21 protein-coding genes are annotated in these 19,157 nt (G+C 33.6%); 8 read left to right on the top strand and 13 right to left on the bottom strand.

Annotated features, from left to right (window positions below):
* Positions 1–85 precede the first annotated feature (85 nt).
* The 5 genes from cobC to J2W95_RS15950 all read right to left on the bottom strand — a co-directional run bounded on the left by cobC (position 86) and on the right by J2W95_RS15950 (position 4,204).
* Positions 86–622, bottom strand: coding sequence for an alpha-ribazole phosphatase (gene cobC / locus J2W95_RS15930; RefSeq protein ID WP_310008759.1), 537 nt, complete (start codon positions 620–622; stop codon positions 86–88).
* The gene (locus J2W95_RS15935; RefSeq protein WP_310008760.1) at positions 607–1,404 is read right to left on the bottom strand and encodes an adenosylcobinamide-GDP ribazoletransferase; all 798 of its coding nucleotides are present in this window, start codon (positions 1,402–1,404) and stop codon (positions 607–609) included. The genes cobC and J2W95_RS15935 overlap by 16 nt, the downstream gene beginning before the upstream one ends.
* 14 nt (positions 1,405–1,418) lie before the next feature.
* On the bottom strand, positions 1,419–3,092 hold the full coding sequence (gene cobT / locus J2W95_RS15940) for a nicotinate-nucleotide--dimethylbenzimidazole phosphoribosyltransferase (RefSeq protein WP_310008762.1): 1,674 nt from the start codon (positions 3,090–3,092) through the stop codon (positions 1,419–1,421).
* A gap of 7 nt (positions 3,093–3,099) precedes the next feature.
* Positions 3,100–3,606, bottom strand: a complete 507-nt coding sequence (gene cobU, locus J2W95_RS15945; RefSeq protein ID WP_310008764.1) for a bifunctional adenosylcobinamide kinase/adenosylcobinamide-phosphate guanylyltransferase — start codon at positions 3,604–3,606, stop codon at positions 3,100–3,102.
* A 235-nt stretch (positions 3,607–3,841) separates the two neighbouring features.
* Complete coding sequence (locus J2W95_RS15950; RefSeq protein WP_310008766.1) at positions 3,842–4,204, bottom strand: DUF5522 domain-containing protein; 363 nt, start codon at positions 4,202–4,204, stop codon at positions 3,842–3,844.
* Positions 4,205–4,301: 97 nt separating this feature from the next.
* Here J2W95_RS15950 and J2W95_RS15955 point away from each other — a divergent pair, with 97 nt between their 5' ends.
* From J2W95_RS15955 to J2W95_RS15970, 4 genes are all read left to right on the top strand, one after another.
* Complete coding sequence (locus J2W95_RS15955; RefSeq protein WP_310008768.1) at positions 4,302–5,444, top strand: ABC transporter substrate-binding protein; 1,143 nt, start codon at positions 4,302–4,304, stop codon at positions 5,442–5,444.
* A gap of 7 nt (positions 5,445–5,451) precedes the next feature.
* Complete coding sequence (locus tag J2W95_RS15960) at positions 5,452–6,480, top strand: iron chelate uptake ABC transporter family permease subunit (protein ID WP_310008771.1); 1,029 nt, start codon at positions 5,452–5,454, stop codon at positions 6,478–6,480.
* 69 nt (positions 6,481–6,549) lie between these two features.
* Positions 6,550–6,894 carry a 5-carboxymethyl-2-hydroxymuconate Delta-isomerase gene (locus tag J2W95_RS15965; RefSeq protein WP_310008773.1) on the top strand — a complete coding sequence of 115 codons (345 nt, stop codon included), beginning with the start codon at positions 6,550–6,552 and terminating at the stop codon, positions 6,892–6,894.
* Between the two features lie 48 nt (positions 6,895–6,942).
* Positions 6,943–7,719, top strand: a complete 777-nt coding sequence (locus tag J2W95_RS15970; protein WP_310008775.1) for an ABC transporter ATP-binding protein — start codon at positions 6,943–6,945, stop codon at positions 7,717–7,719.
* Between the two features lie 32 nt (positions 7,720–7,751).
* Here the strand turns inward: J2W95_RS15970 and J2W95_RS15975 are convergent, their stop codons facing one another.
* On the bottom strand, positions 7,752–9,359 hold the full coding sequence (locus tag J2W95_RS15975; protein WP_310008777.1) for a class I SAM-dependent methyltransferase: 1,608 nt from the start codon (positions 9,357–9,359) through the stop codon (positions 7,752–7,754).
* A gap of 288 nt (positions 9,360–9,647) precedes the next feature.
* Between J2W95_RS15975 and J2W95_RS15980 the strand changes: the two genes are divergently transcribed.
* Positions 9,648–10,145: a hypothetical protein gene (locus J2W95_RS15980; RefSeq protein WP_310008779.1), complete on the top strand. Its 498-nt coding sequence runs from the start codon at positions 9,648–9,650 to the stop codon at positions 10,143–10,145.
* Here J2W95_RS15980 and J2W95_RS15985 read toward each other — a convergent pair.
* The 6 genes from J2W95_RS15985 to J2W95_RS16010 all read right to left on the bottom strand — a co-directional run bounded on the left by J2W95_RS15985 (position 10,132) and on the right by J2W95_RS16010 (position 14,973).
* Entirely contained in the window at positions 10,132–10,584 is a 453-nt protein-coding gene (locus J2W95_RS15985) for a tRNA (cytidine(34)-2'-O)-methyltransferase (RefSeq protein WP_310008781.1), read from the bottom strand. The genes J2W95_RS15980 and J2W95_RS15985 overlap by 14 nt on opposite strands.
* A gap of 64 nt (positions 10,585–10,648) precedes the next feature.
* Positions 10,649–11,224 (bottom strand): pseudouridine synthase, encoded by a 576-nt coding sequence (locus J2W95_RS15990; RefSeq protein WP_310008783.1) that lies wholly within the window; start codon positions 11,222–11,224, stop codon positions 10,649–10,651.
* Between the two features lie 146 nt (positions 11,225–11,370).
* Entirely contained in the window at positions 11,371–13,095 is a 1,725-nt protein-coding gene (locus J2W95_RS15995; RefSeq protein ID WP_310008785.1) for a hypothetical protein, read from the bottom strand.
* Between the two features lie 31 nt (positions 13,096–13,126).
* On the bottom strand, positions 13,127–13,672 hold the full coding sequence (locus J2W95_RS16000) for an RNA polymerase sigma factor (RefSeq protein WP_310008787.1): 546 nt from the start codon (positions 13,670–13,672) through the stop codon (positions 13,127–13,129).
* Between the two features lie 19 nt (positions 13,673–13,691).
* Positions 13,692–14,015: a hypothetical protein gene (locus J2W95_RS16005; protein ID WP_310008789.1), complete on the bottom strand. Its 324-nt coding sequence runs from the start codon at positions 14,013–14,015 to the stop codon at positions 13,692–13,694.
* Between the two features lie 91 nt (positions 14,016–14,106).
* Positions 14,107–14,973 (bottom strand): protease complex subunit PrcB family protein, encoded by an 867-nt coding sequence (locus J2W95_RS16010; protein ID WP_310008790.1) that lies wholly within the window; start codon positions 14,971–14,973, stop codon positions 14,107–14,109.
* A gap of 180 nt (positions 14,974–15,153) precedes the next feature.
* Between J2W95_RS16010 and J2W95_RS16015 the strand changes: the two genes are divergently transcribed.
* The 3 genes from J2W95_RS16015 (at position 15,154) to J2W95_RS16025 (ending at position 17,885) form a co-directional block, all read left to right on the top strand.
* Positions 15,154–16,527 carry a DNA recombination protein RmuC gene (locus J2W95_RS16015; protein WP_310008792.1) on the top strand — a complete coding sequence of 458 codons (1,374 nt, stop codon included), beginning with the start codon at positions 15,154–15,156 and terminating at the stop codon, positions 16,525–16,527.
* A 41-nt stretch (positions 16,528–16,568) separates the two neighbouring features.
* A complete protein-coding gene (locus tag J2W95_RS16020; RefSeq protein ID WP_310008793.1) occupies positions 16,569–17,117 on the top strand; it encodes an acyl-CoA thioesterase in 549 nt (182 codons plus the stop codon).
* A gap of 228 nt (positions 17,118–17,345) precedes the next feature.
* Positions 17,346–17,885 (top strand): YceI family protein, encoded by a 540-nt coding sequence (locus J2W95_RS16025; protein WP_310008795.1) that lies wholly within the window; start codon positions 17,346–17,348, stop codon positions 17,883–17,885.
* Between the two features lie 14 nt (positions 17,886–17,899).
* Here the strand turns inward: J2W95_RS16025 and J2W95_RS16030 are convergent, their stop codons facing one another.
* The gene (locus tag J2W95_RS16030) at positions 17,900–18,811 is read right to left on the bottom strand and encodes a TIGR01777 family oxidoreductase (RefSeq protein WP_310008797.1); all 912 of its coding nucleotides are present in this window, start codon (positions 18,809–18,811) and stop codon (positions 17,900–17,902) included.
* Positions 18,812–19,157: the final 346 nt, after the last annotated feature.

Raw genomic sequence — 19,157 nt, forward strand, 5'->3', positions numbered from 1 at the left:
AAACTAAAATTAATGAACGATTTTAATTTCAACACAAATATAACAAATTGTTTATCAGTAATTTAAAATCAAAAACAAATCAATTCTACATTTCTACTTTAATCACAGCACCATAATCCAATGCTGTTTTAAAAGCTTCCTGCAGTGGAAGATTATTTATTCTGCACAAAATACTTCGGATAACTCCTGAATGAGCCACTATGATAACCGGCTTAGTATGTCCCTTCGAAAAATCATTATTCAAAAATTCTCGAACCCTATAATCCAAATCCACGAACGATTCTCCATTAGGCACATTTACGGTAACAAAATCTTCCATCCAAGGATCTAAAACTTCACGAGGAATGTCATCCCAACTTTTTAGCTCCCAATCTCCAAAATTCATTTCCATTAGTCTTGAATCTTCAATAATGGATTCGATTTGGGTGTTTTTTTGAATATGTTTAGCCAAGATAGCACATCGTTGCAACGGACTGGAATACAAAATAGCATCTTGTGGCAATTGACTTAGAATTGATTCAAAAATAACATTGTAAGGTTCACGAATTCCAACATCACTCTGACCGTAGCAAATTCCTTTTTCACAAACCGTCTCGGTATGACGGACTAAATAAACTTCCATATTCCAATAATTGACAGATAAAAAATTACTTCACAAACCTGTTGTGTTGCTCCTAGGCAATCTCCTGTATAACCGTCAATCCATTTTTGAAAATAACGAGCCAAGAAAAAACGAGCAATAAAAACAGGAATTAAAACCAATAACAATTGCCATTGAAAAAAAGACAAAACGACAAGAGGCAACAATCCAAAAAATGAAGCACCAATTACTTCTTTCCAAGTAAAATTTTGGGCAATTGGTTTGCTTTTGCTCGATGCGTCTTCTCTTGAATATTGATGTGTAAAAACTATCGAAACTGCTGCTAATCGACTTACTGAATGAGCAGAGATAAAAAGTAGCAGATTGCAGATTGCAGATTGCAGATTACATGTTTGAGGCAAAGAAACCAGATTATAAAGAACTTGGAATTTCAATAAAAACAGTAAAACTAAACCAATGGCCCCATATGCTCCAATAGCACTGTCTTTCATTATCAAAAGGATTTTTTCTTTGGTCCAACCTCCTCCAAAACCATCGCAGACATCAGCGAATCCATCTTCGTGAAATGCTCCCGTAGTCAGAATTCCTGTAATCATTGACAATATCAAAGCAATTTCTACAGAAAACACAAGCGAAGCCAGATAATAAACTCCAAAGCAAATTCCACCAACGATCCAACCAATCAAAGGGAAATATCGGGATGCTTTGTTTAAATAATCGGGATTGTGGTCGATGTTTTCAGGACACGGAATTCGAGTATAAAACATCAAAGCAGTGAAAAATATATGTAATTGTTTTTTCATATTTAAAATTAAATTTACGAACGGCTTACCCCTGCGGTTTCAAAACTGGCCATTTCATTTAGAAAACAAACAGCGGATTGAATAATTGGAAATGCAACGGCACAACCTGTTCCCTCGCCCAATCGCAAATCAAGCTGCAACAACGGCTGAACATTTAAATGATTCAATATTGTTTGATGCCCTTTCTCCGCAGATGAATGACAGAATATCGCGTTTTCTTTTACTGATGGATCCATTTTATAGGCAATTAAAAAAGCAACTGTACAAATAAAACCATCAACTAAAATGAGCATATTGTTTTGTTTCGCCTGGAGCATTCCTCCTGCCATCTGCATAATTTCGAATCCTCCAAAATAAGCTAACTTGCTTTGCAAATCATTTGGACCACTATAATTATCAAGAGCTTTTTTGAGAATATTTTGTTTCTGAATTAGCTTTTCGTCAACGACACCCGTTCCTTTTCCGACGCAATCTTCGATAGGCAATTCGAGAAGCACACTCATCAAAACCGAAGCAGTTGAAGTATTTCCAATTCCCATTTCTCCAAAACCGATACAGTTACACCCCGTTTCAAAAATCGAATTCACGATTGCTGCCCCTTTTTCAAAACACAATTCTAGTTCAGCTTGACTCATTGCTGAGCATTGTAAAAATGACTGTGTGCCCTTCGCTATTTTGGCAGAAACCAAATTAGCATTTGTTGGAAAATCATAATTTACACCAGAATCGACAATGGTTAAGTCAATATTATTTTGTTTGCAAAAAACATTGATCGCAGCTCCACCTTCCAAAAAATTAGTTACCATTTGTCGGGTGACATCTTGTGGATAGGCACTTACGCCATGGTTGCTGATTCCGTGATCTGCGGCAAAAACAACGATATTGGGTTTTGTTATTTTGGGTTCCAATGATTGAAAAACCATTCCTATTTGTTTTGCCAGGATTTCTAAAACACCAAGCGAACCTGTAGGCTTAGTTTTATTGTCTATTTTTTGTTGAAGTGCCTCGCTGATTGTGGAATCACTAGATTGAGATTGCTTCGCTTCTCTCAAGGACTTAGGAGCTGAGACTGGGACTAAAATTTCTTCAACACAAGGTTTTTCAGTTTTTTGCTTCCAATTCAATTGTTGCAACATTGGCTGATTGCCGTAATTGGTAGCGGGCTTGCCTACGCAAAAATACCCCAAAGGCTCTATGTTTTCAGGTAATCCCAAAAGCTGTTTAAACTGATAATAATTTAGAATCGAAACCCAGCCCATAGAATATCCTTGTTCCGTCAATGAAAGCCAAATATTTTGGGCTGCGCAAACCGCACTAAACTTTACGGCTTCATTACTACCAACAGTTCCAATCGTAAAATTATTCAAAACGGAACGGTCATAACAAATCACCAATCCAAGTGGTGCTTCCTCAATCGCTTCCAGTTTTAAGGCTTTATACTGTACTTTTTGAAGTTCGTCGTCTGTTAAGTTTGATGCCTTAATATCGTAATCCAAAAACAGTTCTTTTACCGCTTTTTTGATTTCCGTAGATTTGATTAGATAGTATTTCGTTGCATCGGTCAATCCTACAGACGGCGCATAATGTCCTGCCTGCAATGCTCTTTGAATCACTTCATCCGGAATTGCATCGTTTGTAAAATGGCGAGTGTCTCGACGTGATTTTATAATATCATCTAAATTGGACATCTTTAAATTATTTTATTTTTAGAGGAATTCCTGAAACCATCAACACCACATTTTCGGCTTTTTGGGCTATGTATTGATTCATCCAACCTTGAAGTTCCGTGAATTTTCTGCCTATGTGAGTTTCAGCGTGAACTCCCATTCCGATTTCATTGGTTACAATTATGATATTTGTGTTTTCCTGTTGTGCAATCGCATCCAATTCGGCTTTGGCTTGTTCCAAACTTAAAGCAACATCATTTTTGGTATCCACAAAAAAATTAGTCAGCCAAAGTGTCACGCAATCAACAACGGCTGTTTTTCCAGAAAAATCAATTTCAGACAAATGTTTTTCTTTCTCTATGTTTACCCATCGTTCATCACGATCTTTTTGATGGCGGTCAACTCTTTTTTGAAAATCATCATCCCATTTTCTAGCCGTTGCCACATAGATTGGATTTTCGGCTAAATCTTTGGCTAAATTTTCGGCATAACTGCTTTTTCCGGAACGTTCTCCGCCTGTAATTAGATAGATCATTTTTTTCTTTTCTTTAAAACTTTCTCGGTATTCTAAATGTTTTATAAAATCAATTAAAACTAAATTCGATTGTTACTTTTTTCCTTTTTGGAATGATCCCAAAAAAACAAAATCTCTCCCTTAGCCCCGATAGAAGTGGAAATCCTTTTTATTTTTCCTTTAAAAATAAAAAGATTGCAACGGATAGCGGGACCAATGTTGCTGAAAAAACCAAATCTTTCTGCTCCTAAGTCAATTAATAAGGACAATGCGTACAATCACTTTTACAGCAATGTCCCCGTTTGAGATGAAACCACGGCTTGAAAACATAGTTCCCGTCTTCAAAATAATAATCAATTCCTTCAATTATGCTTGCGGTTTCGGGCAAAAATGAAGCTTTGTTTCCTATCGCTGTTTCGGGAGTTATGGTCGCAACAAACTCGTCTATTTTGTCGGAGCAAGCCGTTTTAAAACAATTTGAACAAAGACAATCTTCAATATCAAAAGGATTGAAAATGGGAGGAAAATCATTGCACCAACATTCCTTTCCTTCAACTGAATCTCCACAGCCAAAAGGCATTTTACAAGCCGAGCAATGTTTCACTTTTAATGTATTCATTTGGTAAAGATAGCGTTTGTCTTAATTTTTTACTTCAAAAACTAAACAGGAAATTTATAATTTAATATACCTTTGCTCTTATTGTAAAAAATATAATATGAAATTTTCGTTCTACAAAGTTATTTTATTCGTCATTCTTTTTTCATTTATTGGATGTAAAAAAAATGAAAAAAATGACACTCAAACTGATGTAAACACTCCAAATAGTATTCAGTATGCCAAAAGTTTAGCCATCCACAAACATGAAGGTTATACAGTGGTAACGGTTTCAAATCCTTGGCCGGATGCGGTTAAAGATTTCACTTATATTCTAAAAGAAAAAAACGGAATTGTTCCGGACAGCTTAAAAAAATACACTGAAATTTCCGTTCCATTGCAATCTATTGTTGTGACTTCGACAACAAATATTCCATTTCTGGAAATGCTTGGTGTCGAAAAATCGCTTGTTGGTTTTCCTCATACCGATTATATCTCATCCGAAAAAACGAGAGCTTTGATTGATGCTGGTTCCGTTAAAAATGTGGGACAAAACGAAAAACTCAATATCGAGCAACTTATCGAATTGGCTCCTGAACTTATTGTGACTTTTGGTATTGACAACAACAATCCTAGTATTGAAAATTTACAAAAAAGCGGTTTAAAAGTATTAATACAAGCCGATTGGATGGAGCAATCTCCTCTTGGAAAAGCCGAGTGGTTAAAGCTTTACGGAGCATTGTTTGGCAAAGAAAAAGAGGCTGATGTTTTATTCGAAAACATCGTAAAAGAATACAATAGTGCTCTGGCTTTGGTTGCTGACAAAAAACCAACATCGACTGTTTTATATGGTTCGATGTATCAAGACCAATGGTTTGTGGCAAGAGGCAGCAGCTGGGTTGCTCAATTTATGAAAGATGCCAAAGCCGATTATTTGTGGAAAGATCTTGAAGGTACTGGAAGTCTTGGATTGTCTTTTGAAAACATATTGGACAAAGCCAAAACAGCTAATTTTTGGATTGCAACTGGTTCGTTCAAATCATTGTCTGAACTGGGAAAAGCCAATCCTCATTACAGTCAGTTTGATGCTTTTACAAATAAAACCATTTACACTTTCGAAGGAAAAATGGGAGCCACTGGAGGTACTATTTTTTATGAATTGTCACCATCAAGACCTGATTTGGTATTGAAAGATTACATTAAAATTTTTCATCCTGAATTACTTCCCGATTATGCTTTTACTTTTGCCACTAAACTGAATTAGATACAAATTGAACAATCAAAAACGAAATACAATCTTATTCTCATTCCTGTTTTTAGGACTCGTTGTGCTGTTTTTTGTCAACATCAGTTTGGGGTCGATTACGATACCTTTTAAGGAAGTTTATACGAGTTTGACAGGAGGCCAGTCTAGTAAATCTACTTGGGAATACATCATCATCAACTACCGTTTGCCCAAAGCGATTACAGCGGTTTTAGTTGGAATGGGATTGTCTATAAGCGGATTATTAATGCAGACTTTATTTCGGAATCCTCTCGCTGGGCCTTACGTTTTGGGACTTAGTTCGGGGGCTAGTTTGGGAGTTGCTTTTGTAATATTGGGAGCTAGCGTGATGCCTTCATTTTTGAGCGGTATTTTATTATCTCCCTACGGAATAGTTTTGGCTTCTACACTAGGAAGTACGAGTGTTTTATTATTAGTTTTATTGGTTTCGCAACGTTTGAGGGATACTATGGCAATTTTGATCGTCGGACTTATGTTTGGTAGTTTTACCAGTGCAGTTGTGGGCGTTTTAACTTATTTCAGTTCAGCAGAACAATTACAAAAATTTACTTTTTGGTCGATGGGTAATCTCGGCAATTTGTCTTGGACATCCATCCTCATTTTAACGATTTGTGTCTTATTGGGATTATTCCTCAGTTTGCTTAGTATAAAGCCATTGAACGCACTATTATTGGGTGAAAATTACGCCAAAAGTATGGGATTAAATTTCAATAAAGCCCGACTTATTATCATATTAGCAACGAGTATTTTGGCAGGAAGTATAACGGCCTATGCAGGTCCAATTGCTTTTATTGGATTGGCAGTTCCTCATATCGCCAAATTAGTGTTTCAAACCAGTAACCATACTATTTTATTCTGGAGTACTTTGCTTTTTGGGGCAGCAATTATGTTGGTTTGCGATGTGGTTTCCCAAATGCCGGGAATGGAAATTACTTTGCCAATTAATGCCATTACTTCAATATTGGGAGCGCCAGTAGTTATTTGGTTGTTGGTTCGAAAGAGGAATTTTAAGTAAACCAAATTATCCAACACTCAATAATACTTTGCTTATTACAATTTTAAAACATTTAAATAAAAACATATTATGCCACATTTTGTAATTGATTGTTCCGAAAACATACTGAATCTAAAATTACCCGAAAAAATTATGCAAGCTGTTTATGATACTGCAGAATCAACAGGTCTTTTTGACCCTGCAGATATCAAAGTTCGTATCAATCCTTTTCAATATTACAATACTGGAAATACTAAGGATGATTTTATTCATATTTTTGCGAACATAATGGAAGGTCGAACAACTGCTCAAAAAAGCAATCTCTCGAATAAAATAGTTAGTCAGTTGAAACTAATGTTTCCTGAAGTTTCGATTTTATCCATCAATATCAGGGATTTTGAAAAAGCTACCTATTGCAATAAATCTATGGTGTAAATTTTCGTTTTCAGTATAATAATTATCTAAAATTTAGAGCATTTCAAAATGAGTAATATCCTAACCACAGAAAATTTAAGCATTGGATACACTTCCAAAAAAGAAACTGTGACCATTGCAGAAAACCTCAACTTGAACTTACAGGCAGGGAAACTGATTGCTTTGATTGGGGCAAATGGCATTGGAAAATCTACTTTGTTACGCACTATTACTGGAATTCAAAAACCTTTGAAAGGAGCTGTTTTATTAAATGATAAAAAAATAAGCAGTTACGAACCTTTGGCATTAGCCCAAAATTTAAGTATGGTTTTAACCGAAAAATTACCTCCCAGTAATTTAACCGTTTTTGAATTGGTTGCTTTGGGACGTCAGCCATACACTAATTGGATTGGAACTTTATCGGATGCTGATGTTCAAATAGTTCAAAATGCAATTGAGCTGGCGCAAATTGGCCATTTGTCACAAAAAAAACATTTCGAAATAAGTGACGGTCAACTACAAAAGGTTTTGATTGCAAGAGCTTTGGCACAAGATACACCTTTGATTATTCTAGATGAACCCACAACACATTTGGATTTATTGCACAAAGTTTCGTTGTTAAAACTCCTAAAAAAACTAACACACGAAACTGGAAAATGTATTTTATTTTCGACTCACGATATTGATATGGCCATACAATTGAGTGATGAAATGATTATTATGACTCCCGAAAGTGTGGTACAAGACGAACCTTGCAACTTAATTAGCAGAGGTAGTTTTAATACTTTATTCAAAGATGAACATATTATTTTCGACAGCGAAAAAGGGAAGTTTGTTATTACTTAGAAAGTTGCCGGCTACGAAATTGAATACTTCAATTACATTCCTTTCAATAAATTAATACTCACTGTCGCAATTTCTGAATCCGGAAATTTTTTAAAATAATTAAAGTCTGGAAACAATCCTGCTTCGGCGGCAATTTTATGCAGCACATCAATTTCCACAATATATTGATCCGAAAAACCGTGTGTCGCATCATAAGCCGTGGCTGCTGTTTTGCCTAAATTTTCAGCTGTCAACTGGGGTGAAACAGTATGCAATTCAATAATGAGTAATCCGAATTTATGAACATAAGGCGACCATTTTTTGAAGTGTTCCAATAAATTATCTTCAACTAAATTGTTGTTTATTCGAACACCTCTGTGCGCAAATGCTCCTGTTGAACTGCTTATCCTTCCTTCAGTGATTTGTTTTGGCATATCCCAAATTCGGTTGTGATCCAGAAAAGTTCTTACATTCAACAAATCTTTCAAATCGATATTATAATTCTCTCGTAAATCTTCTGCCAGCAAATCCGGACGACCAATATCTCCCCAAATCACTTTGGCCCAAATATCGGCTTTGATTAAGTTGGCTCTTGTTACTTTGAGAGCAGCTTGATTATAATCGGCACCAACCAAAAATAAAGGATGCATATCCAACATTTTTCCTCTCAAAGTTTGACGTTCAATTACATCAAAAATATGTTCCAAGAATGCGCCATTTCCGCAACCCATATCCAATATCCCTTTAGGTTGTTTAGCAATAGGCAAATTGAATAATTTAATGATAATTTCATCAACCACTTTAAAATAGGTATCGTGAGCACCACCACTTCCCCACACGTTCATTTCTCGATCCACGTGAATCTCATCTTCCCCATCTCCAACGATTCTTAAAACAGAAGGATCACCAAAAATCAATTCATCTATTTTACTAAAAGTAGGCAAATACGAAACCGTCACACCATAAGCAGAAGCTCTTTTAGCAAAAAACAAACCAGTTTCGGTAAATTGATAATTGCCTTTTTTTTGTGTAAACCATTCTAAATAAACTAAAAAGTCAAGGATGATTTTGAAATTTTCGGGTGATTTATGAAATTCTTCAGCTCGAAAGGATATTTCCATAAAATACTTATGAAACATGCCACTCATACCGAGACGCACAATAGTTGGGCCAACCAAAAAACCTTCAATATGCTTTAAAATTTGATGCTGAATGGTATTGGTCAAAGAATCCTCAGAAAACGAGATTCCATAATTATCTTTATACTTTTCGAAAATAAATTTTAAGCGTTCAAAGGGAGCTTCTTCAAATAATCTGGGATGAAAATCCATTGAATAATGCAATAAATCCACAGCGTCTTTATACAATGGAAATAGGGAAAAAGCGATTTCACTTTTTTCATTAATACTGATGGTTATTAAATCAGTACTTGTATCAATGTTGTAATTGAGGAAACCTTGAGAAGCCAAAACCCGCAAACCTACATTGAGGTAACCTTCATTGGCCTTAAATTTATCTGTGAGTTCAGAAAGGCTTACTTCCTTTTTGTCAAAAATATGGGCTAACACTCCTTTTTCATGCAAACAAAAAGCAACTGGAGCAGTTACTAAACCGTCGAGATGTCTAAAAATAGTACTTCGTAAGGAAACGTTATCTATCATAAAAAGAGATTTAAGACCTAAAATGTCTATCTCAAATATATGAAATTTCCTTTAAAAAACAGATTACCTTTACACCAAATAGACTTTAATAACCTCATACTAAATACCTAACCCAATCTGCCTTTATACTTCTCCAACAACAAAAGTAACTAGACTAGCAATATTTTAGTTTGTAATTTATGCTGACATAGGAATCATCAGATTGTTTTCGACAAGAAAAAGGAAAATTCACTTTCAAAAACCTATAATTAAGTTGTTTATCTTTGTAATAGTTGTAAAAACCTGAAGATGAAACACTTTCTTAAAATCACATTGTTTTTTTGGATTATCGTAAGTTCAGCACAGCCAAAATTGGAAATGACTCCAAAGGGCTTTCTACCTCTAGAAGTGGAAATGCCCAATCAGCCCGTTAATAAATTAATAGAACAGTCTAAATCTTGGGCACCTTATTACAATGAAAAAGGTTTTGATGTTTTTGATGTGACTGAAAATTCCTTAACAATTGAGGCACCTTATGAAAATGGCTATTACTATTATAATTTAGGTGTAAAATACAATTTTGATATTCAATATAGTCTTAAAATTGTTTTTGGAGAAAATCAAAAATACACTCTTACATTTATTGTAAAAGAAATTTACATTGATAGGGTTCCCCTGAAGACTACAGTAGCCGATTTTTTCACTTCTGAAGGTAAACTCAAGGAAGATTTCAAAGATGTAAAACCTTCACTGGAAAAAACTGCAAATAGAATTGTAAATTCTTATATCGCTTTTATAACCCCGTAATCTGTCTCTTTGCCTCTCCAACAACAAAAGCAACGGAATTCGCAATATTAAAACTACGAATTAATGGTGACATGGGAATAGTCAAATGATTTTCGAACAATGCTAAAACTTCGGTACTCAAACCAACGCTTTCCTTACCAAAAACCAACCAGTCACCATCTTGGAATTGATTTTCCAAATAGGACTTTTCGGCATGGGAACTCATCAGAAAAACTCTAGATTTGTCTGGAATTTGAGACATCCATTCGGCTACATTTTTATATTCGGTGACATCAAGGTGCACCCAATAATCAAGTCCAGAACGTTTTAAGTTTTTATCATTGATAACAAATCCAAAAGGATGAATTAAGTGCAAACGGCTTTCAGTGCCTACACAAAGACGACCAATATTTCCTGTATTATTTGGTATTTCGGGTTCTACGAGAACGATGTTTAACATGTTTATTGGTTTAATCGTTTAATTGTTGATTTGTTTAATCGGGGATTTGTCTATTTGGGATTGTTTAATCGTTTAATTGGAAATTTTCCACTTCCAAAACTTCTCCTGCTTGCAAGTCATTCAAAAGTAGTTTTCCTATTCGGACTCTTACTAATCTTAGGGTAGGAAAACCAACAGCTGCCGTCATTTTTCGTACTTGTCTAAACTTCCCTTCATTGACCGTAATCGAAGCCCAAGAAGTAGGACCATGACGTTCGTCCCGAATCTTTTTGCCTCTTGCACCAAAATTAGGAATTTCATTTACTATAAAAGCTTCACAAGGTTTGGTTGTATATTTTGTACCATTAAATCCAATTTCGACACCATTTTTCAATTGTTCAATGGCCTCGAGAGTAATAATACCATCAACTTGCACATAATATTCTTTATCGACTTTTTTGCTTCGAATGATTTCACTCATTTTCCCATCGGTGGTCAATAAAAGTAAACCTTCCGAATCTTCATCAAGCCGACCAATAGCCATTGTTCCTACGGGGAAATTATGCAATTCGCCCAAGAGCTTTTTCTTGCGCTTCAATTCGTAAATAAATTGACTTAAATAGCCATAAGGTTTATGAAGGATGAAATGGTGGTGTGACATTTTGGCTTAAATTTAAAAAGGCAAAGATAAATTTGTTAACCCATTAATTAAAGTTATTTTCTAAACAATTAAATCCGCTACAAAACACAAAAGCTTGTAGCGGATTTATTTTAAAATTTTATTATAAAATTTTTCTTTAATCAGTACTAAAACGTAACATTCAATCCCACATTAAACATCCATTGAAATTGGTTGAATGATTGATTTTCTAATGGGTTGATATAATAGTTCATCCCAGGTTCAATGAAAAAGTTGGTTTTCTTAAAGACTTCGTATTCTAAAGTGCTGCTCAATAAAGTACCATAAACAAATTCGTTTACATTTTTGTTTTCCCCAATTGAACTTCCATTTAAAGCAATATCATTAGAAATTAACTTCCCAACAAAACCTCCAGTATTCATACTAATATTAGCTTTCTTTTTACTCAAAATAGCATATGATACCTCCAATGGCACTTCAAAATACTTCAAATTTTGTGTTACATCACCTTTTTCAAAACCATTATCAGCATTTGGATTAGATGCAAACATATAATCTTGATTATTTGAAATAAAAACAACTTCATAATTCTTTTTGGAAGAACTAGGTTGATAAATATCACTTGCAATAGGTAATGTATTTGATAATATTCCTGAACGACTTTGTTGTTCATAATACGAAACTCCAGCAATTTTTTGCCCTAATTCGTTAATTTTGAAACCAGAACTTATCCCCCATTTTTTGTTAAGTTTATAATTTGTCTTCACACCATAACCATTAGACTCTTTTGAAGCCACAGTGTTTCCTAGCGCTTTTTCATTACTATAATTTTGTGAACTCATAACACCTGCAAAAACCTGAAGTGACCATTTATCAATATTTTCTGAAGTCGTTTTTTTCTTTGTTTTGTCTTTATCCAATTGCACTAAAGCCTTCTCTAATTGTTCAACTTCTGATTTTATTTTGTTTAAAGAATCTTTTGAATTTGCGTTTTCTGCAATTACTTTATTGCTACTCAATCTAGAAACATCATTATTTTGATTATTTACAATAGATTTATTATTGCCATTTGACTGGTTTGCTTGAACCGATTTATCTATTGACAATTCAGATTTTAAAATGGTATTCCCTGCAATTCCTTTATTGCTGTTCGATCCTGAAACAGCTTTATTTTGATTACTTCCTATAGATTTGTTACTGGCATTTGATTGGTTTACTTCAGCCGATTTACCAATTACTATTTCTGATTTTGGAATGGTATTTTCTGCAATTCCTTTATTCTTATTCGCTTCTGAAATATCGCTTTTTTGATTACTAACTATAGAATTTGAATTACCAACTCGATTCGATTTGTCAATTGGTGATTCGGATTTAGGAATAACTGAAGTTGCATTTTGATTTGAAGCTATTGCACTAGATTGTGATTCATTCTTAGCAATTTGAATCTTCCCTTTCTTTCTCCATTGATTCAAATTATTAAATTTTGAAGAATCTTTTGCTTTAGAAGAAATACTTGAAACAGTTGTTATTGTTACTTGATTGCTATTTAAATTGTCATTTTTGACCTCTTCCCCGTTCAGATTATTATTCCCTTTTAGGTCGTTCTTGTTACTATTATTTTTTCCCTTAGAATCCTTTTGCAAAACAACTCCATTCGCATTATTTTCCACATTCAGTTCAAGACCATTTCCTTGATTGGCATTAAAATACAAAATAGTTGGAACAGAAAGTCCAACTACTAAACTAGCAGCAATCGACCACCAAATGATGGCGCGTTTCTTCTTTTTAGGTTCATCTAATTGCGCTTCAATTTTATCCCATAATTCGGGAGGTGGAATACTGGAGTAGTTTTCCAATGAAGAAAAAATAGATTTTGCTTCTTTATTTTTCATGCCTTGTTCTATTTACTGATGTGGTATTTTATCATGCTGTTTTACTATTCAATACAACCAAAATTCTTTTTTTTAAAATACTCTTGGCTCTATTCAAATTAGATTTCGATGTGCCTTCTGAAATTTCAAGCAACTTTGCAATCTCTTTATGCTTCATTTTTTCGAAAACAAACAAGTTGAAAACCATTCGGTACTGGTCGGGTAATTCTTGAATGTATTCTAATAATTTTTCTTGTTCAATTGGGGCTAGTTCTAATTCTTCTTCCTCAATTACATCGGTATCAAAAACATCCAGGAAGAGTACATCTTTTTTCTTTTTCTTAAGTGTTTCCAGTAATTTATTGATAAAGATTCGTTTGATCCAACCTTCAAAACTTCCTTCAAATTTGTACTGCCCCATTTTTTGAAAAGCAATTACAAAAGCCTCCTGAAATACATCTTTGGCATCATCTTCATTACGCATGTACTTAAGACATAGACCATATAAAATAGGAGAAAACAACTGATAAATTTTCAGTTGTGCTTCCCTGTCATTTTCGACACACTTTTTTATAATTAGTTCTATGTTTTCTTTCAAGAAATAAGTTTTTAACTCGTTATTTTTTTCTTTTAGTTAAATTAAAATTGGTAAAAACAATTGGATTATTGAATGCTTGTTTTTGATCATTCAAAAAGAAATCTTCTTTACTGTAAATTCTCAAAAAATCTTCGACAAAAATAGGACTTCCTTTTGTAGTATTATCAAATTTATTTTTGGTTGTCTTAACAGGCGTAAATTCTCCTTCATCTGTAAAAATAAAAATTTTCCAGGCCCAACTATTCATTATTTCTTTTTTGGAATTTGAATCAAAACCAGCATCATCATTAGCACAGGAACAAAAAGTAAAAACCATAAGAATTACAAAAGTTATTTTTTTCATTTCGCAAGTATTAAATATTGATACTGGTTTTATATATTCAATTTCAATCAATTATCTAAAAAGTAACATTTACTTTGATAACGAACCTTTTTTATGATTTAGTTTTTAATTCAGTTATTTTATCTTGAATTGCTTTCTTAAAGAGGATAATGTTTTGTGTTTGATCTGTTGAATTATCAGAATCTAAATATATTTTAGTCACAGTACCAGCTTGACTCCATTCAAAATAAACACCACCTTGATCATGAGAATCAGGTGTGCCAAATGTTTTTGTTTTCCCTTTCAAATCTTTAATTTCTGTTGGAATTTTCAAAAGAAAAGCAGCAAAATCATCTTTAAAACCTAATACTTTATAGCTGTATTGACTAAAATCATAAGAATCATAATTCACTTTTAAATAACGAAGTACTTTTTCATTATCAATTCTAAAAAACTGTTGGCAATCAGACCCTGTACAATTACCAAAATAAGATCCCATAACTACATAATCATTAATTTGATTTGCTTCCTTAAATAAGATAGGCTTAGTTGATTTTGGAAGTATCACATAATCTGCAGGGTATGTTATTGCAGTAGTTACAATCTCATCCTTTGCTGGTTCTTTTTCAAAATACTCTACAATTATTTGGCAATCATCTTCAACCACAGATTGAATTTTTATAGTATATCCGCTTGTTGGTTTTGGTCCAGCATAAATTCCCAAAATTCTTTTCTGAGTAAAATCGGGTAATGCAACATCGACAGTTTGACAATTTGTAAATACTTTTTGTACATCTTCATTTGAGCTTAAAATCACAAAAGAATATTGTTTTGGATTTTCTTTTAAAACACCACAATAATTAAAACTTTCAAAAGCTACATTGGTAATACTACCGCAATCTTGCACGTTATCATCAGACATATCAGTACACGAATAAAAGCTTAAGGCAACAAACAAGATTGAAATTAAATTCTTCATATTCTATTTAAATTAGGTTATATAGTAAAGATGTCTTTTTAATAAAAAGGTTGCGTTGCGGTCTAAAAAAATTATAATGTTCGTTTAATATTAGATTTGGAATAATTCGTGAAATTTCATTTTTTAAAATTAAGTACTACGTATTAATGCGTACTTTTACTTTTTTTAAAATAAAATTCTATGTTAACAATTCTTCCTTTATTATTGGTTTTTATTATTGCCCTTGCAATAGGTGTCTTCATTGGTAAACTTATATTTTCGGCACGTTTTCAGTCGGAAAAAGTAAGCTTAGAAGAAAAATTAATCGCGCTAAATTCACAATTCAACCAACAAAAAGAACAATTTTTACTCGATAAAAATACTTTCGAAAAACAACTGGAATTATCCAATTCTGAAAAAGAAAACATCCGAAACGAGAAAGACAGTCTGGCGATTCAACTTTCTAAAAAAGAAGTTGATTTTGAAAATCTTTGGGAACGAAACAAGGAACAAAAAGAGGAAGTCGAGAAACTTCAAGAGAAATTTACTAAAGAATTTGAGAATCTTGCCAATAAAATATTAGACGAAAAATCAAATAAATTTACCGAGCAAAACAAGGAAAACATGAAAAACATCTTGACACCGCTTCAAGATAAAATTCAGCTTTTCGAAAAGAAAGTCGAAGACACCCACAAAGAAAGCATCGATTATCATGCAGCTTTGCGCCAACAAATATTGGGTTTACGCGAAATGAATATTCAAATGAGCAAGGAAACCATCAACTTGACCAAAGCTCTAAAAGGCGACAGCAAAATGCAAGGAAACTGGGGTGAACTAGTGCTGGAGCGCGTACTGGAAAAATCTGGATTGGAAAAAGGACGCGAATATGAAGTGCAACAAAGCCATATCACCGAAGATGGTAATAGAGTATTTCCAGACGTTGTTATCAATTTACCCGATGGAAAAAAGATGGTTGTCGACTCAAAAGTTTCTTTGGTTGCTTACGAAAAATACATCAATGAAGATGAAGATGAAATCGCAAAAACCCGTTATTTAAAAGAGCATGTCAATTCGATAAAACTTCACGTAGAACAATTAGGCAATAAAAATTATCAGGATTTGTACCAAATAGAAAGCCCTGATTTTGTTTTGCTATTTATACCAATGGAACCTGCATTTGCGATAGCCCTAAACGAAGATACTTCGTTGTACAACAAAGCATTCGAGAAGAACATTGTTATTGTAACACCTTCTACTTTATTAGCCACTTTACGAACTATAGACAGTATGTGGGCCAACCAAAAACAACAGGAAAATGCCTTTGAAATTGCAAGACAGGCTGGTGCATTATATGATAAATTTGAAGGTTTTGTGGCCGATTTGATAAAAATTGGAAAAAAAATAGACGAGAGCAAAGTCGAATACCAAGGAGCGATGAACAAATTGGTTGATGGAAAAGGAAACTTAATCATCAGCGTAGAAAAACTTAAAAAAATGGGTGCCAAAGCCAAAAAAGCACTTCCAGAAAATATTTTGAAAAGAGCCGAAACAGATGAAAACACTCTTTTAAATTAAACCCAACATAATATTAATCCCCTCTAACCAAAACCAAACCAATGGAGAAAATATACAAAACAGTTGCTTCATCACACGTCAGCATATCAGTATTGATGTTACCTTCACATACCAATTTTAGCGGAAAAATTCATGGTGGCTATATTTTGTCTCTACTAGATCAAATCGCATTTGCATGTGGTTCTAAATTTTCTGGAAATTATTGTGTTACAGCCTCGGTTGATACTGTCAATTTCTTGAAACCTATCGAAGTGGGCGAACTCGTGACAATGAAAGCTTCTGTCAATTATGTTGGAAAAAGCTCTATGATTGTCGGTATTCGAGTAGAAGCCGAGAACATTCAGACTGGTTATAAAAAACATTGCAACTCTTCTTATTTTACTATGGTTGCCAAAGATAATGAAGGTAATAGCGTACCAGTTCCTGGTTTAATTTTGTCGAATTTTGAAGACATAAAACGCTTTTGCAATTCATTGAAACAAATATCTTTAAAGAAAGAACGCGACTTACACGAAGAAGAATTCAATTACACTTCAAAAGAAACATTAGAGGCTCTAAAAAAATACAATATTCAGATTAATTTGGATTAGTTTTTTTTCTAAGTCACTAAGATTCTAAGTTTAAAAGTAAAATTGCAAGCTCATAAAATAAAAGAAAAAAACGCACAACTTAGTTTCATAGAATCTCAATACCTTAAACTCTTAATCGCCAATATCAAAAGATCAATTCTTTTAATATTGGTTTTTTTTGGCGTAATTTTAAGAATATTGTCACAAAAAAAATCGTAACTTTAGATTAAACCTTTAATAGAAAAAATTATGGAAAAATTTACTCTATTAGTTTTGTTTTTCGTCTTATATCCAATTATTGCCCAAGAGAAATTAAGCACCTCAAATTGCACAATTCACTTCGAAGCTTCTGTGCCATTATTTGAAGCCGTTGAGGCAAAAAACGATGCTGTAGACTGCACATTAATTCCAGACAAAAGCCAGATTACCTTCACTGCTGTCATCAAAAATTTTCAATTCAAAAGAGATTTAATGAAAGAACATTTCAATAGCAATTACATGGAAAGTGACCGCTATTCAAAAGCCGTTTTTAAAGGAGTTATCGAAAAATTTGATTTGAAAATTGTAACTGAAACTGAAAAGGATTTTCAGATAAAAGGCAAACTAACAATCCATGGTCAAACCAGGATTATTGTTGTAAATGCTAAAATTAAAAAGGTAGATAAAGGAATCCAAATTAACTCTCATTTCACCTTAAACACAGACGATTTCAATATTGTCATTCCAAATATTGTCATTGCCAAAATTTCAAAAACTGTGAACACTAAAGTGGATTGTATTTTAAACTAAGTTTTTAGTAATCACTATTTCAAACAGTCTTTCAACGCTTTTTTAAGGTTTTTGAATTGAAATCGAAACCCCAGTTTTTTTATTTTATCCGAAGAAACTCGCCTCCCTGTCAAAATAATGTTGGACATTTCTCCCATCCTAGCACGGATTAAAAAAGATGGAACATTGGGAAGCCACATTGGTGAGCCCAGAGAATTAGCCAATCCTATGGAGAAAGATAAATTTGTTGTGCTGTCATTAATCGTGGCATTATAGACTCCTGTCATATTTTTATTTTCAATTGCCTCAATATATATACTGCATAAATCGTGAACATGAATCCAAGGCATATATTGTTTCCCCGATCCTAAAGCACTTCCAAATCCTCGCTTAAAGATAGGAACCAATTGCTTTAATATCCCCTCATTTTTACCCAAAACCAAGCCCGTTCGAATTTTTACAGTACGAATGCCCAAACCAGCCATCAAATCAGCTGATTTTTCCCATTCTTGGCAAACCTTACCAATAAAGTCATTGGCAGGCAATGTGTTTTCGGTACAAATACCTTCACCATTAACAGCACCATAAAAACCAATTCCCGAAGCCGAAACAAAGGCTTCAATTCTTTTATTGTGTTTTTTCAAAACAGTATAAATCAATTCCGCTGATTGCACTCTGCTATCTCTAATTTCTTCTTTTCTTTTGGCTGTCCATTTTTTTTCAACTATGTTCTCACCAGCCAAATGAATGATATAATCGGCATTGAGTACAGCAACCTCTTCTATTTTTCCTTCCGAAACATCCCAAAGATAATAGCTAATCCTATCAGTATTGGGTTTACCGTTTCTTGTAAGTATTGAAACCGAATATCCCTTTTTCAACAATTCTGCTGTTAGATATTTCCCGATAAAACCAGTCCCACCAGTTATTAAAACATTCTTTTTCATTCTTTTATAAATTAGGGGCAATCCATTTTAACTATACAAATATAAACTACTATTTCGTGCAGCATTATTAATGTTTAGTTAAACGTAACCAACTTCATTCTAAAAAGAAAGTTCAATTCCATTTATAATCAGTTCCTTTGGGCGTGCCACCATTAGAAAAAGGGGGCAACTCACCATATGCATATTCGCCCCCTTTTCCTAATGCTGTCGTGCTGTCCGCGTTACTTTGGTAACTTGCTTCCATCACTCACGCATACACAACAACTTCAAGAAAAACAACCGATTTAGTTATTCATAAAAAAAAGAATTTCAATTCAAAAGTTTTTACGGGTCCTTTTTTAAATCA

Origin of the sequence: Flavobacterium granuli (genome assembly GCF_031456055.1) — a bacterium.
In the GTDB taxonomy this organism is placed as follows: Bacteria; Bacteroidota; Bacteroidia; order Flavobacteriales; family Flavobacteriaceae; genus Flavobacterium; species Flavobacterium granuli_A.